Consider the following 13,131-nt stretch of genomic DNA (forward strand, 5'->3'; position numbering starts at 1 on the left):
GGAGGCTCGCATGAGCTCGCTCGCCCAGCATTTCACTCGTCTGCCGCAGGACCTTCGAGCCTGCCTCGCCTTTCTGTCCCGGCTGCCGATCCGGGCAAAGCCAGAGCCGAGCGAAGAACGGCCGCTTTCCGTCTCCTGCGCGTGCCTGCCGCTGGCGGGAATGCTCATCGCGCTCACCCCGGCCGTCATCTTGTCGCTCGTCATCTCCTTCGGCGGTTCGACGGTGCTTGCAGCTGCTGTCGCACTCGGCGCGATGGCGCTGATAACCGGCGGGCTGCACGAAGACGGCCTCGGCGACACAGCCGACGGCTTCGGCGGCGGCAAGACGCGCGAACAGCGGCTTGAGATCATGCATGACAGCCGCATCGGCACTTATGCGCTCCTCGCCCTTGTCTTTACGGTCATCATCAAGGTTGTCGCGCTCGGCGAGATTTCGCAAAGCGTCGGTGTCGGCGCCTTTTCCATCATCTGCGTCGCGGCCCTTTCGCGGACACTCGCCTATGTGCACTGGACGAGCCTCCCGCCTGCCCGCACGGACGGTGTCGCCAGCTGGGCCGGCTGGCCCAAGACCGCCGATCTCGGCTTCGCCGTTCTCTTGAGCGTACCCGCGATCCTCATTCTGATCTTTATGTTCCCGCTCACCGGCCTCTTGGCCATCCTTCTCGCGACACTCGGCGTTCTTGCCTTCAGTGCCATGGCGCGGCGGCTGATCGGCGGGCATACCGGCGACACGATCGGCGCCTCGGAACAGATTGCGGCCACAATCCTGTTTGCAACTCTGGCACTCGGGGCCTGAGATCCCCATCTGGGGCCCATGCTCGACCAATCGTTCATCATCCTCGGTTCCGGCGACGCGGAATGGCCCCGCGTCGTCTACCTCATTGGCGTCCTGATCCTCGTCGTCGGCGGCCTCGCCGCCTATCGCGGACGCCTCGGCACGGCCGCGAAACACGCTCTCATCTGGGTCGCCCTCGTCGTCGGGCTGGTCGTGGTCTATGCCTATCGCGAGCCTTTGACCCGCTTTGCCGGACCGGTGATCGATGTTTTGGCGCCCGGGCGCATGACGGTGAGCGTCGACGACAGCGGGCGACAGGTGCTCAACGTCGGCCGCAGCTCCAACGGGCATTTCAAGCTCACCGCGGATGTCGACGGTCATGAGCTCGACTTCCTGGTCGATACAGGCGCTTCGAGCCTCGTCCTGACCTATGAGGACGCTGCTCGGGCCGGCATCGACGTGACGGCCCTGCGTTTCGACCGGATGGTGGAGACGGCGAACGGCATCACGCTGCAGGCACGCGCCGAAATCCATACGCTCAAGATCGGCCCCCTCACCTTGAACAACGTTCCGGCCGGGGTGGCGCAGGAAGGCCAGCTCTTCTCCAACCTTCTCGGCATGAACGTGCTCAACCGTTTTGCCTCATGGCGGGTGGAGAACGGCGAACTCATCATCACGCCGCAGAGCTGAATCACGCCTCAGAGCTGATCGGGCTCCGCCCGGGCTCGTCGCTCAGGCGGCGAGGCTTTCCAGCCCGCCAGCTTCCGCAAGACCTGCGAGCGCCTTTTCGATGACCTCCGGCCCGGCGCCCGCCTTCACGCCTTCGACGGTCAGGATGCGCCGCCAGATGCGCGCGCCCGGACGCCCGTGAAAGAGACCGATCATCGGCTTCGTCACCGCCGCCATGCGCCCGCCCGCAGCGCAATGCGCCTCCGCATAGACGCACATCCGCCGCGCTACGGCGATGAGATCGGGCGCTGACGCCTCCTCCCCATAAATCTCGCGGTCGACGCCGCCAAGAAGGCCCGGATCCTGATAGGCGGCACGACCGAGCATGACGCCGTCGACCGTCTCAAGATGCGCCTTTGCCGCCGCAAGGTCCGTGATGCCGCCGTTGATGCCGATGAAACGATCCGGCCAGCGCGTTTTCAACCGATAGACGCGGTCGTAATCGAGCGGCGGCACGTCGCGATTTTCCTTCGGCGACAGCCCCTGAAGCCAGGCCTTGCGCGCATGCACCCAGAGCGCGTCGGCTCCCGCCGCAAAGGCCAGATCGGCGAGCGCATCGAGCGCCGTCTCGATATCCTGATCGTCGACGCCGAGACGGCATTTCACGGTGACCGGCAGATCGACGGCCGCCTTCATCGCCGCGACGCCGCGCCCCACGACCTCCGGCTCGCGCATCAGACAGGCGCCGAACGTGCCCGATTGCACGCGGTCGGAGGGACAGCCGACATTGAGATTGATTTCGTCATAGCCGAAATCGGCGCCGATGCGGGCCGCCTCGGCGAGCTTCGCCGCATCGCTGCCGCCGAGCTGCAGGGCGACGGGATGTTCCTCGGCATCGAAACCGAGCAGCCGGTCGCGATCGCCGTGAATGAGGGCATCGGCCGTCAGCATCTCCGTATAGAGGAGCGCCCGCCGCGTCAGCCCACGATGGAAATAGCGGCAGTGCCGATCGGTCCAGTCGATCATCGGCGCAACGGAGAATTTATGCAGATATTCAGTCACTTAATTTCCAACACAGAGTCCCGCCGCGATTGGACGGACAGGCGCTGAACGCCGCCATCCAAGGATTTGGGAGACCATCACCTCGCCTGGGGTGATCGCGCATCCGCAGAGCACAATGAAACGATTTTCTGGCTCTCTTCAATGCCAAGGCGTGATTCAGCAAGGGAGGCGGCAGCCGATCTGACTGCGTCGTGGCAAAGATCGTTCGCTGCGCATCGATCGAGTGGACGCCGTCGCGGCCGCTGAATGAGCATCTCCGTGCGAACGGGCATCCCCGCCGCGAAACGGGGACGCTCAAGGACGCGCGCGGAGCTCAGAGATCGATCAGGACCGATTTCGTGCGCCGGTTGGCGAGGAATGCCTCGCGTCCCAGGTCCTTGCCGAGGCCGGAGGCCTTCCATCCGCCCGTCGACAGGATGTGATCGCGGGAGCGGCCATAGCGGTTGACCCAGACCGTGCCGGCTTCGAGACGCCGGGTCATCCGCAGGGCCCGCGACAGATCGCGGGTGAAAAGTCCGGAACTCAGACCATAGGTCGGGTGACGCGCCATCGCGGCTGCTTCGTCTTCGCTGCCGAAAGACTGCAGCGACAAGACCGGCCCGAACACCTCCTCGCGCATCACGGGGGACTCTTCTGGCGCATCCGTCACCAGGGTCGGCTGAAAGAAGCTGCCCGCGCGATCGAACCGCGCCCCGCCGCAGACGATCTCCGCGCCGGCTTTGCGAGAGGTGTCCAGAATCCAGCTGATCCTCGAGAGCTGACCTTCGGAGATGATCGGCGGGAAGGTCGTCGTCTCGTCCCATGTCGGGCCGGGGCGAACGGCGCTCATCAGTGAGACGATGCGTTCGCCAAGTTCCTGAGCCACCGAGGCCTCTGCCAGAACGCGCGAGCCGGCGACACAGCCCTGACCGGCATTGCTCAGGATTGTACGGGTGATGCACTGCGCCGCGAGCTCGATGTCGGCATCGGCGAAGACAACCTGGGGCGATTTCCCGCCGAGCTCCAGCGTCACCGGCTTGATGCCGTTGCGGGCCGCATTTTCCATCACGGCGACGCCTGCGCGTGTCGATCCCGTGAACGAGACCTTGCCGATGTCCGGATGCGCCACCAGCGCCTCGCCGGTGGTTGCGCCATCGCCGACCACCACATTGAAGAGCCCGGCCGGAAGCCCGGCCCGAACCGCCAGCTCTGCCAGATAGAGCGTCGAAAACGGCGTCATTTCAGACGGTTTGAGCACCACGGCATTGCCCGCCGCCAATGCCGGCCCGAGCTTCCATCCAGCGAGCGCGATCGGCACATTCCAGGCCGTGATGGCGCCGACGACGCCATAAGGTTCAGATGCGATAAAGCCCATCTGCCCGTCCGATGTCGGCACCAGCGCGTCGCATTCCTTGTCGGCGAATTCGGCGAAGAAGCGGATCTGTTCGGCCGCCACCACAACGTCGCCCGTCGTCGCCTCGGCAATCGGTCGCGATGAGGCGACCGCTTCCAGCCGGGCCAGGGTCGTCGCCTCAGCCTCGATCAAGTCCGCCCAGGCATGCAGAATACGGACCCGGTCACGCGGTGCGCAGCCCGCCCATCCCGAGCGCTCCAGCGCCGCCTTCGCCGAGGCGACGGCCCGGTCCACGGTCTGCGCGTCCGCGAGCGGGACGGAGGCCAGCTTGCGCCCGTCAGAGGGGGCAAAAACCTCGATCGCGTCCGGGCCCTGAAGATAGGCGCCGTCGATGAAGTGGCCCCGGGGCAGCTCGAGGGTGTCGGGATCGAAGCTGAGTGTCATGAGGTCGTTCCTGTTTCACTGAGAGAAGGTCGGCGGCGTTGATCAGGTGTGCGGCAGCGCAGGGCCGAGAGCCGCGCCGGCACGCCTCTGGCGTCGACTGTGCGCTCGGGCATGCCATCAAGCCTCAGCAGAGCGCCTGACTTGCGAGGGCGTAGACCTTGGCAGGACCGGTCTGCCGGGTCGGGGCGGCTCCCGGCCGCGTCATGGCGAGCCCGGTCGAGACCCGCTCAAGGCCGGCTTCTGCCGCAATCGCAGCCAGACGGTCTCCCGCGGCAGTCAGGTCGAAACGCAGAAAAGTCCCAGCTGTGCGCGTGATTCCGGCCCGAAGAAGCCCCTCAGCCGTCGCATCGTCGCACGCCACCAGCGGGCCGATCAGCATGCCGCGCCCAAACTTGCGGAGCGCCACATATCCCTGAAGCACGCTCCCGTCACGCTGCACCCATATGTCCCCATCGCGCAGCAACAGCGCCAGCAGCGCGCGACGGTTCATTCCGATCGCCTCCAGATCCAAGGCCGCCAGCACGTCCAGATCGTCCGAACCCGCCTTCTCGACCCTGTCGGGCGCCTCCACCCTCACGGCCGTACCGCCGTACTGGGTGATCATGCCGGTCGCGGCGAAGCCCAGCTTTTCATAGAGCGGGCGGCCGGCCTCGGTCGCGGTCAGACGACATTCTCTGTGCCCCGCCGCATCGAGCGCCGCCTGCATCAACCGCCGGCCGAGCCCGATTCCGCGGACCGAAGGATCGACGATGATCATGTTGCAGGTACCAGCCGCCTCCCCGTAGGGAACGAAGTTGGCGGTCCCGACCAATTGCCCGTTCAACACGGCGCCCCGGCCCTTGCCGAGTTCCAGGAGGTGCCCCCAGTCTTCGGGTCGATGCAGCCAGTTTTCCTGCACCGAAAGGCGGTGTGCGTGGGGGATATGTTCGGGCGTCAGGTCGATCAGTTCGACACTGGCCCCAGCCGTGGCATTCATTGGGATCTCCTTGTTGCGGACCACGCCTCACGCGCGACAAGAGCGGCGCGGCCGTCGGTCAGTCCGCAGGATGAGAAGCGCGGCTCCTTCACCCTCCGGCGATCTGCGCCGTTGCGAAGTGCGAGCGAATGCCTCTCGACAGCTTCGGCGGTTGTTCGCACGCGATCGGCTGAGATCGTTTCAATTCAGAAAGACTGCCGGCGGCCTCCAGAACGGAGGTTTGTGACGGCAGTCGTTCCGCAATTCGTCACCTCGACAGAGCGAGAAGGAAAATCCGTCTCGTTTCAGCGCGTCGCGCGCGCCAGAGCCAGCCGATCACGCAGACGATAGCCCTGGATGAGAGCGGGAAGGAAATAAGGCTTGCCGTTGTAGAAGGGTATGGCCGCCGGGGGACGGAACTCGAAGGCGGTGCGGGCCTGATCGTCTCCGAGCAGCTTGTGCGCCGCGCGGGTCCCAAGCCAGGGCGCCCAAACGACACCAGAGCCACAGAAACCGGTGGCATAGGTCACGCCTTCGCGCTCGAAAAGGCGCGGAACCATGTCCCAGTTCATGGCGACATGGCCATACCAGCTGTGACTGAGGCCCACGCTCTTCAGCTCGGGGAAGATCCGAACCAAACCCTGGCGGATATTCTCGGTTGGTCTGGATTCGTCTGTGCCCGTAGAGGCATCGCGCCCGCCCAGAAGAATGCGCGTACCGTCCGGCGTCGGCCGGAAATAGTGCCCCAGGATCAGCCCTTCGCTGTACATCATCCGGCTCGGCATCAATCGGTCCATCACCTCGGTGGGCAACGGGTCTGTCACGATGATCCGGCTACGAACCGGGATCAGACGACGCCGCAACCAGGGATCGGAGCCATCGGTGTAGCCATTGGTGCAGACGAGAACCTGGCGGGCCGAGACGGTGCCCGCCGAGGTTTCGACGGAGAATTCGGCGCCGTCGCGACGAACGCCCTTCACCTCGGTCCCGGAATGCACGGCGGCGCCGGCCTCCAGCGCGAGGCGCAGAATCTCTGCGGCGAGTTTCGCCGGGTGCACCCCGCCGATGTCCATGCGCACATGGCCACCGCGATAGAAATCACTGCCGATATAGCGGGATTGCTCGGCCTGCGGCACGGCGAAGGTTTCTATCCCCAGCCGCTTGTGCAGCGTCTCTGCAGTGCGCGCACCGGCTTCGTATTGCTCCCTCCCGATGGCGCCACCAAACTTGCCCACCGGCTGAAAATCGCAATCGAGCTTTTCGGTGCGAATGAAGTCGTAGAGAAATTCCCGCGCCGTCTTGCCTTCGGCCTCGATGGCAAGTGCGCGCTCTCCGCCAAAGCGGCGAGAAAGTTCGTCGAAGCTCGGCCGAATGTTGCCGCTCGTAATGCCCCCGTTGCGCGACGAGGCGCCTTCGCCCGGCATCATCTTGTCCACGACGACGACAGATCGTCCTGCACGGGCCAGGATCACCGCGGCGGTCAGCCCCGCAAAGCCGGCCCCGACGATCAGCACGTCGGTCTTTTGCGGCAGGGGCTGCACAGGCAGCGGCCGCACGGGAGCGGCGATCCACCAATAAGGGCTGTTCTGAATTTGAGCAGTTTTCGACATTGGCCTATCTCTGAAGGATGGTTTTACAAATGGCGATCGAACTGAACGGCGCCGATGATCCAGAGCACTGCAGCCGGCTCGGAGCTCACATTGCTCAAGCTGTGAGGAAGCATCCCGTCGAAGGCGAAACTATCGCCATGTGAAAGAGCGACGTTCTTGCCGTCGACAGTCAGGATAACTTCCCCGTCGAGGACGAGACCGCCCTTTTCGGCAGGATAACTGAGCGCCCACCCGCCCGATTCCGCGCCGGCATCGATGTGAATGATCATCAGCTGCAGGTGCGGCTTATCCGTCGGCGTCAGCAATTCCTTCTGCAAATCCCCGAGGTCTATGATCGGGCGATTGTCTGCGCGCCTGACAAAGTCGGGATCTCCCGCATGCTCCGTCTCGGATGCAGGCTTGGCGAAGAGCTCCTGAAACGAGACGTTCAGCGCCCGCCGCAAAGATGTGAGCAAGCGCACCGAGGGATTGGCGAGGCCGCGTTCGACCTGGCTGATCATGCCTACGGAAACGCCCGACGCCTCGGCGAGCTCCTTCAGAGACATTCCCTTCTGCTTGCGCAACAGGCGCAGAGTGGCCCCCACATGCTCTTCGGCATGCTCGACGCTAAAGCTGGACTTCTGATCCATAGACGGCTCCCTTCCGGCAAGCGTGTGTCAGCAGAAGGCCGGGTCCAGCAATGCCTGACGGCGTTCTCGCAACTCGAACAGTGCACGCAAAATTTTGAAATTTCAATCGGAAATGCCTCATTTCCACCGACGCCCGAAAAATAGCCAAAATACATTTTTCTTATATAAATCAATTTGTTGCATAGCTTTCCTGCGCGCAAATGGCTCTATCTGTCGGTAGATAGCCATCAAAATTCTTGCGGCTAATTTCAATATATGCTCACCTACGTCAAGCATGGCAGGAGGAGCGTTTCGTGACAATCGAGCCTAACCCGCGCCCGCTCGGCCAGGACGCCGCGCTTTCGGTCAGAAACCTGACATTGAACCTTCCCAAGGGGATGGAGCGCTCCTACGCGGTCTCGCAGATCTCGTTTGATCTCGTGCCGGGCAAGATTCTCTGCATCATCGGGGAGTCGGGGTCAGGAAAATCGATCACCGCGAACGCCATCATGGGGCTCCTTCCCTTCAGCATTCGCATCGGTGAAGGCAGCATCTACGTGGGCACCACGGAGATTCAGTCCATGAATCCTGCGGCGCTTCGCGACATGCGCGGGCGGAAGGTGTCCATGATCTTCCAGGATCCGCTCTCGGCGCTCAATCCTCTGATGACCGTCGGCGATCAGATTGTCGAAGTCATGTCCGCGCACGGGGTCGGCACCAAGGCCGAACGCAAATCCCGCGCCGTCGCGCTTCTGAAAGAGGTCGGACTGCCCGACCCGGAGACGATGTACCGGCAATACCCGTTCCGGCTGTCCGGCGGTCAGCGGCAACGCGTCATGATCGCCATGGCGCTCGCGCTCGAGCCCGGCATCCTGATCGCGGACGAACCGACGACCGCCCTCGATGTCACCACCCAGGCGCAAATCCTGGCGCTTATCAAAGACATCCAGCACCGCAAGAATATGAGTGTCGTGTTCATCACCCACGATTTCGGCGTGGTGGCCGAGATCGCCGACAACGTGGTGGTGATGGAAAAGGGCAAAATCGTCGAGCAGGGCGATGCGGATACGGTCCTCAAGACGCCCTCCCATCCCTATACCAAGCGCCTGATCGCCGCGGTTCCGCACATCATCGGGCAAGACCGCACGCCGCATGTCGCCCGCAGCGACACGCCCATTCTGAAAGTTCGCGACCTCGTCAAGACCTATCGCAGCGGCAGCCGGATGTTCGGCACCGAGCGCGTCGTCAAGGCGGTGCAGGGCGCGAGCTTCGACCTGCTGCCGGGGCGCACGCTTGGCGTCGTCGGAGAAAGCGGTTCGGGCAAGTCCTCGATGGGGCGCCTTCTGGTCAAACTGGCCGAAAGCGACGGCGGTGAGATCTTTTTCGAGGGCACGGATATCGCTCCGATGTCCGAGGCCGAGTTCCGCCCGCTTCGTCCGCGGATCCAGATGATCTTTCAGGATCCCTTCGCCTCCCTCAACCCGCGCTCGACCATCGGCCAGATCCTGACCGTCGGTCCGTGCGCGCACGGCATGTCGTTTTCAGATGCAAAGGCCGAGGCGCTCGCCTTGCTCACCGAGGTCGGTCTCGATCCTGGAGCTTTCGATCGCTACCCGCACGAATTCTCCGGGGGCCAGCGCCAACGTGTCGGCATCGCCCGGGCGCTGATGTTCAAACCACGCCTCCTCGTCGCAGATGAATCGGCCTCGGCACTGGACGTGTCCATCCAGGCACAGATCCTCGAACTGCTTGACCGGATCCAGCGGGAGACCGGCGTCTCGATGGTGTTCATCACCCACGACCTGCGCGTCGCCTCGCAGATCAGTGACGAAATTGCCGTGATGCAGAAGGGCCGCATCGTCGAGATGGGACCGCCCTCGCAGATCTTTCTCAATCCCCAGAGCGACTACACGCGAGAGCTGGTGGCAGCAATTCCAGGGGAAAAGGCGGCCGCCTGAAGCCGCCGACCCACCAACCCGTTCATTTCGAGAGGGAAGAGTCGATGACCGAGAAGAAAAATATAACTTTGACCCGGCGCGGTGCGCTCGGACTTATGGGCGCCGCCGGCGCCACGCTGATGGCCCCCAATCTGCTCGGCAAGCCGGCCTTTGCGCAGACCGAGGGCTCCCCGGAGGGCCGGGTGATCGTGGGCCTCGTGCAGGAACCCACCGTTTTCAACCCGTTGATGGTCAAAATCGAAGTCGACGACGGCGTTCACTTCTCGGTCTTCGACGCCTTGTTCCGCTTCACGCCTGAAGGCGAGGTCGTGCCCAATCTCGCAACCGAGGTACCCACCCAGGCCAACGGCGGCATTTCCGAGGATGGCACCGAGTGGCGCATCAAGCTGCGCGACGACGTGAAATGGCACGACGGCGAGCCTTTTACGGCCGAAGATGTGAAATTCACGCTCGAGCTGATCGTGAATCCGGATTTCCGCGCCTGGCGCACGGCCGGGCACTCGCTTTTGCGTGACATCACCGTGGTCTCCCCGACGGAGCTGACCTGGCGGATGGAAGAGCCGTTTTCGCCCTACCTGTCCTTCCTGACGGAAACCTTCATCGTTCCCAAGCATGCCTTCGAAGGCGTCGAGGACCCCAACAGCGCCCCCTTCAATCAGAGCCCGATCGGCACCGGCGCGTTCAAATGGGACCGTCGTCTCGCCGGCGACCGCGTCGAACTGCTCGCCAATGCCGATTATCACGGCGAAGGACCCTACCTCGAACGGCTTGTGTTCAAGTATATCCCGGACATCACCGTTCACTTCACGCAGTTTCGCAGCGGCGACATCGACCTTTTGGGCCGGATGTACATCACGCCGGACAATTACGAAGAAGCCAAGACCCTCCCCGATCGCACGCTGGTGCTGCAACCGGCTCCGTCGATTGAATCGATCGCGCTCAACCTGGAGCGTCCGCAATTCAAGGAACTCGCGGTGCGCGAGGCCCTTTACGCGGCCATCGACAAGCAAGCGATCATCGACGCGATCTACTACGGAGTGCATGATCCGGTCGAAAGCTATGTGCCGCGCAACTCCTACTACTATTATCCGGACCTGCCGCTGCACGAATACTCGCCCGACAAAGCCAATGCGCTTCTCGACGAAGCCGGCTGGAAACGCGGCGCGGGCGGTATCCGCGAAAAGGATGGCGTGCGGCTTTCCTTCAAGAACTCCACCACGTCCGGCAACCATCTGCGCGAGCAGATGCAGCAATTCGTCCAGCAAATGCTGCAACAGGTCGGCGTCGAGATGACGATTGAAAACATGCCGGCTGCCGTCATGTGGGGCGACTTCTGGATGCAGTCGCGTTTCGACACGGCGGTCGTCGGCACGACCTACCTGATCGGCTCGGACCCGGACGTCACCAACCGCTTCCATTCGAGCGCGATCACGGCACAGGGCGGCTCCGGCTCAAACAACGTGCAGATCAAGAACGCCCGCATCGACGAGCTTCTGGAAAAAGGCACGCGCATCTTCGACCCGGCCGAGCGCAAGGTGATCTACGACGAGGTGCAAAAGATCGTCCGTCACGAGCTGCCGTTCCTGCCGCTCTTTGCCGAGAACTTCATCCACGGGCGCAAGTCCGGGATCGAAGGCTTCGAGCCCAACGGCAACACCCGCACGGAATCCTGGAACGCCGCCAGCTGGTATTGGGTCAGCTGACCTTTCTGGCGCCCGTCGCCGCCTTTGCGGCGACGGGCTTGACGCCCACGTCGTATTTCCGAGACCGCTGAATGCTCCCATTTCTGCTCAATCGCCTATGGCAAAGCCTTATTCTCCTGATCATCGTGTCGATCATCGGCTTCACGATCCTCAACCTCATCCCGGGAGGACCGCTGTCGCAGTACGCGCTTGATCCGGGCATGACCGCTGCCGATCTGGAGCGTCTCAAAGAGCAGATGGGACTGAACCGGCCGCTTCCGATCCAGTATCTGGACTGGGCCTGGCGGATGCTCCACGGCGATTGGGGCACGTCCTACCGTGACGGCGCACCGGTGACCGAAGTGATCGGGCGCCATATCTTCGCGACCTTCATCCTGATGGGTTCGTCGATGGCCATTTCCATCGCCATCGGCACCTGGATCGGGATCCGCGGGGCGACACACCGATATTCCCTCTTCGACTATACGGCCACGGTCGGCGCCATGGTGGCACTGTCGATCCCGACCTTCTGGTTCGGACTGGTCTCGATCTATATTTTCTCCTTGAAGCTCGGCTGGTTTCCCGCCGGGAACATGTACACGATCGGCAACGAGACGGTTCTCGGCTATCTGCATCATCTGGTCCTGCCCAGCCTCGTCCTGTCGCTCGTGCATGTCGCCGTATGGAGCCGCTACATGCGGACGGCGACGCTCGACGTCATCCATCAGGACTTCGTCAAGACCGCCCGCGCCAAGGGCGTCCGCGAAAAACGTGTGCTGATGAAGCATGTCGTCGGCAATGCCCTGCTGCCGATGATCACGCTCGCCGGAATGCAGCTGCCGCAGCTTCTGAGCGGCGCACTGGTGACGGAGACCGTCTTCACCTGGCCCGGAATGGGACGGCTGTTCCTCGATAGCCTGAGCTACAGCGATTATCCGGTCGTGATGGGACTGCTGATGCTGTCGGCCATCCTGACGCTGCTCGGCAATCTGATCGCCGATATCGTCGTGTCGATGGTCGACCCGCGCATCCGTCTTGCCTGACCCAAAGGAGAGCGACATGACCGCACTCTCGGCCCCCCCTCATTCCCGACGACGCGAACGCTGGTGGCGAAGCCGGACCGCCAGGCGCTTCATGCAGCACAAGCTGGCGCTGGTGGGCGCGGTGATCATCGTGGCGCTCGCGCTGGCCTGCATCCTTGGGCCTTGGCTGCTGCCGTACGATTCGCTGCAGATCGACATCCGCGCGCGCTTTTCCCCACCCTTCAGCGGCAATCATTATCTCGGAACCGACCCCCTCGGGCGCGATCTTGCGGCGCGTCTGCTGGAGGCCGGGCGAATCTCCCTTCTGGTGGGCCTGTTCGCGATGCTTCTGTCCACCTTCGTCGGCGCTCTCGTCGGCGTGGTCGCCGGCTATCGCGGTGGGTGGATCGGCTCCGTGCTCATGCGCCTGGTCGACGCTTTCCTGGCCTTCCCCTCGATCTTCCTCGTGCTCGCCCTGGCCGCGGTCCTCAAACCCAGCCCCGCCGTGATCACGGTGATCATTGCACTCACCAGCTGGATGGAAGTCTCGCGCATCGTCGAGGCCGAAGTGCGCTCGCTCCGGGAACGCGAGTTCGTCCTGGCGGGCAAGATGCTCGGCCTCAGTGGCAGCCACATGATGTTCCGCGAGGTGCTGCCGAATGCCATGGGACCGATTATCGTCGCCGCGACCCTGACCGTGGCCCGCGCGATCCTGACGGAGGCTTATGTCAGCTTTCTCGGTTATGGCATCCAGCCGCCGCTGCCGAGCTGGGGCAACATGCTGAACGGCGCACAGCAATATCTGGAAACGGCCCCCTGGCTCGCCATCGTTCCCGGCATCGCGATCACGCTGGCCGTCACCGGCTTCAACTTCATCGGAGATGGGCTGCGCGACGCACTGGATGTGCGTGCCGAGGGGGGATGACGGGAAGGCGGCCATGCCGCCGCACAGCTTCCCCGATTCGGGATGCATGGGCCGCGCGGGACTGTCGACGCGCGGCCGAACTTTTTTG

General features: G+C 63.5%; 11 protein-coding genes. 6 read left to right on the plus strand and 5 right to left on the minus strand.

Going from position 1 to position 13,131, the window contains the following annotated elements; translation table 11 throughout:
- Nucleotides 1–10 precede the first annotated feature (10 nt).
- A complete protein-coding gene (gene cobS, locus ACK8CP_RS09485) occupies nt 11–796 on the plus strand; it encodes an adenosylcobinamide-GDP ribazoletransferase (RefSeq protein ID WP_414834134.1) in 786 nt (261 codons plus the stop codon).
- Between the two features lie 18 nt (nt 797–814).
- Complete coding sequence (locus ACK8CP_RS09490) at nt 815–1,465, plus strand: TIGR02281 family clan AA aspartic protease (protein ID WP_128292819.1); 651 nt, start codon at nt 815–817, stop codon at nt 1,463–1,465.
- Nucleotides 1,466–1,507: 42 nt separating this feature from the next.
- Here ACK8CP_RS09490 and dusA read toward each other — a convergent pair whose 3' ends face one another.
- The 5 genes from dusA to ACK8CP_RS09515 all read right to left on the minus strand — a co-directional run bounded on the left by dusA (nt 1,508) and on the right by ACK8CP_RS09515 (nt 7,477).
- Nucleotides 1,508–2,470 (minus strand): tRNA dihydrouridine(20/20a) synthase DusA, encoded by a 963-nt coding sequence (dusA, locus tag ACK8CP_RS09495; protein ID WP_414834228.1) that lies wholly within the window; start codon nt 2,468–2,470, stop codon nt 1,508–1,510.
- Nucleotides 2,471–2,819: 349 nt separating this feature from the next.
- Nucleotides 2,820–4,283 carry an aldehyde dehydrogenase family protein gene (locus tag ACK8CP_RS09500; RefSeq protein ID WP_414834135.1) on the minus strand — a complete coding sequence of 488 codons (1,464 nt, stop codon included), beginning with the start codon at nt 4,281–4,283 and terminating at the stop codon, nt 2,820–2,822.
- Nucleotides 4,284–4,407: 124 nt separating this feature from the next.
- Nucleotides 4,408–5,259 (minus strand): GNAT family N-acetyltransferase, encoded by an 852-nt coding sequence (locus ACK8CP_RS09505; RefSeq protein WP_414834136.1) that lies wholly within the window; start codon nt 5,257–5,259, stop codon nt 4,408–4,410.
- A gap of 284 nt (nt 5,260–5,543) precedes the next feature.
- Nucleotides 5,544–6,848 (minus strand): NAD(P)/FAD-dependent oxidoreductase, encoded by a 1,305-nt coding sequence (locus tag ACK8CP_RS09510; RefSeq protein ID WP_414834137.1) that lies wholly within the window; start codon nt 6,846–6,848, stop codon nt 5,544–5,546.
- 23 nt (nt 6,849–6,871) lie between these two features.
- On the minus strand, nt 6,872–7,477 hold the full coding sequence (locus ACK8CP_RS09515) for a helix-turn-helix domain-containing protein (RefSeq protein ID WP_414834138.1): 606 nt from the start codon (nt 7,475–7,477) through the stop codon (nt 6,872–6,874).
- Between the two features lie 377 nt (nt 7,478–7,854).
- On the opposite strand from ACK8CP_RS09515, the gene ACK8CP_RS09520 reads away from it, so the two are divergent.
- The 4 genes from ACK8CP_RS09520 (at nt 7,855) to ACK8CP_RS09535 (ending at nt 13,043) form a co-directional block, all read left to right on the plus strand.
- Nucleotides 7,855–9,414, plus strand: a complete 1,560-nt coding sequence (locus tag ACK8CP_RS09520) for an ABC transporter ATP-binding protein (RefSeq protein WP_414834229.1) — start codon at nt 7,855–7,857, stop codon at nt 9,412–9,414.
- A 44-nt stretch (nt 9,415–9,458) separates the two neighbouring features.
- A complete protein-coding gene (locus ACK8CP_RS09525; RefSeq protein WP_234630677.1) occupies nt 9,459–11,117 on the plus strand; it encodes a peptide ABC transporter substrate-binding protein in 1,659 nt (552 codons plus the stop codon).
- A 71-nt stretch (nt 11,118–11,188) separates the two neighbouring features.
- Nucleotides 11,189–12,139 (plus strand): ABC transporter permease, encoded by a 951-nt coding sequence (locus ACK8CP_RS09530; RefSeq protein WP_128292789.1) that lies wholly within the window; start codon nt 11,189–11,191, stop codon nt 12,137–12,139.
- A gap of 16 nt (nt 12,140–12,155) precedes the next feature.
- Nucleotides 12,156–13,043, plus strand: a complete 888-nt coding sequence (locus ACK8CP_RS09535; RefSeq protein ID WP_234630675.1) for an ABC transporter permease — start codon at nt 12,156–12,158, stop codon at nt 13,041–13,043.
- Nucleotides 13,044–13,131 lie beyond the last annotated feature (88 nt).

The organism is Afifella sp. YEN Y35, assembly GCF_047553465.1.
Taxonomy (GTDB): Bacteria; Pseudomonadota; Alphaproteobacteria; order Rhizobiales; family Afifellaceae; genus Afifella; species Afifella aestuarii.

Excerpts from the sequence above, each read along its gene's own strand:
- cobS (WP_414834134.1), top strand. The coding sequence starts at position 11 with ATGAGCTCGCTCGCCCAGCATTTCACTCGTCTGCCGCAGGACCTTCGA.
- ACK8CP_RS09490 (WP_128292819.1), top strand. The coding sequence starts at position 815 with ATGCTCGACCAATCGTTCATCATCCTCGGTTCCGGCGACGCGGAATGG.
- dusA (WP_414834228.1), bottom strand. The coding sequence starts at position 2,470 with ATGATCGACTGGACCGATCGGCACTGCCGCTATTTCCATCGTGGGCTG.
- ACK8CP_RS09500 (WP_414834135.1), bottom strand. The coding sequence starts at position 4,283 with ATGACACTCAGCTTCGATCCCGACACCCTCGAGCTGCCCCGGGGCCAC.
- ACK8CP_RS09505 (WP_414834136.1), bottom strand. The coding sequence starts at position 5,259 with ATGAATGCCACGGCTGGGGCCAGTGTCGAACTGATCGACCTGACGCCC.
- ACK8CP_RS09510 (WP_414834137.1), bottom strand. The coding sequence starts at position 6,848 with ATGTCGAAAACTGCTCAAATTCAGAACAGCCCTTATTGGTGGATCGCC.
- ACK8CP_RS09515 (WP_414834138.1), bottom strand. The coding sequence starts at position 7,477 with ATGGATCAGAAGTCCAGCTTTAGCGTCGAGCATGCCGAAGAGCATGTG.
- ACK8CP_RS09520 (WP_414834229.1), top strand. The coding sequence starts at position 7,855 with ATGGAGCGCTCCTACGCGGTCTCGCAGATCTCGTTTGATCTCGTGCCG.
- ACK8CP_RS09525 (WP_234630677.1), top strand. The coding sequence starts at position 9,459 with ATGACCGAGAAGAAAAATATAACTTTGACCCGGCGCGGTGCGCTCGGA.
- ACK8CP_RS09530 (WP_128292789.1), top strand. The coding sequence starts at position 11,189 with ATGCTCCCATTTCTGCTCAATCGCCTATGGCAAAGCCTTATTCTCCTG.
- ACK8CP_RS09535 (WP_234630675.1), top strand. The coding sequence starts at position 12,156 with ATGACCGCACTCTCGGCCCCCCCTCATTCCCGACGACGCGAACGCTGG.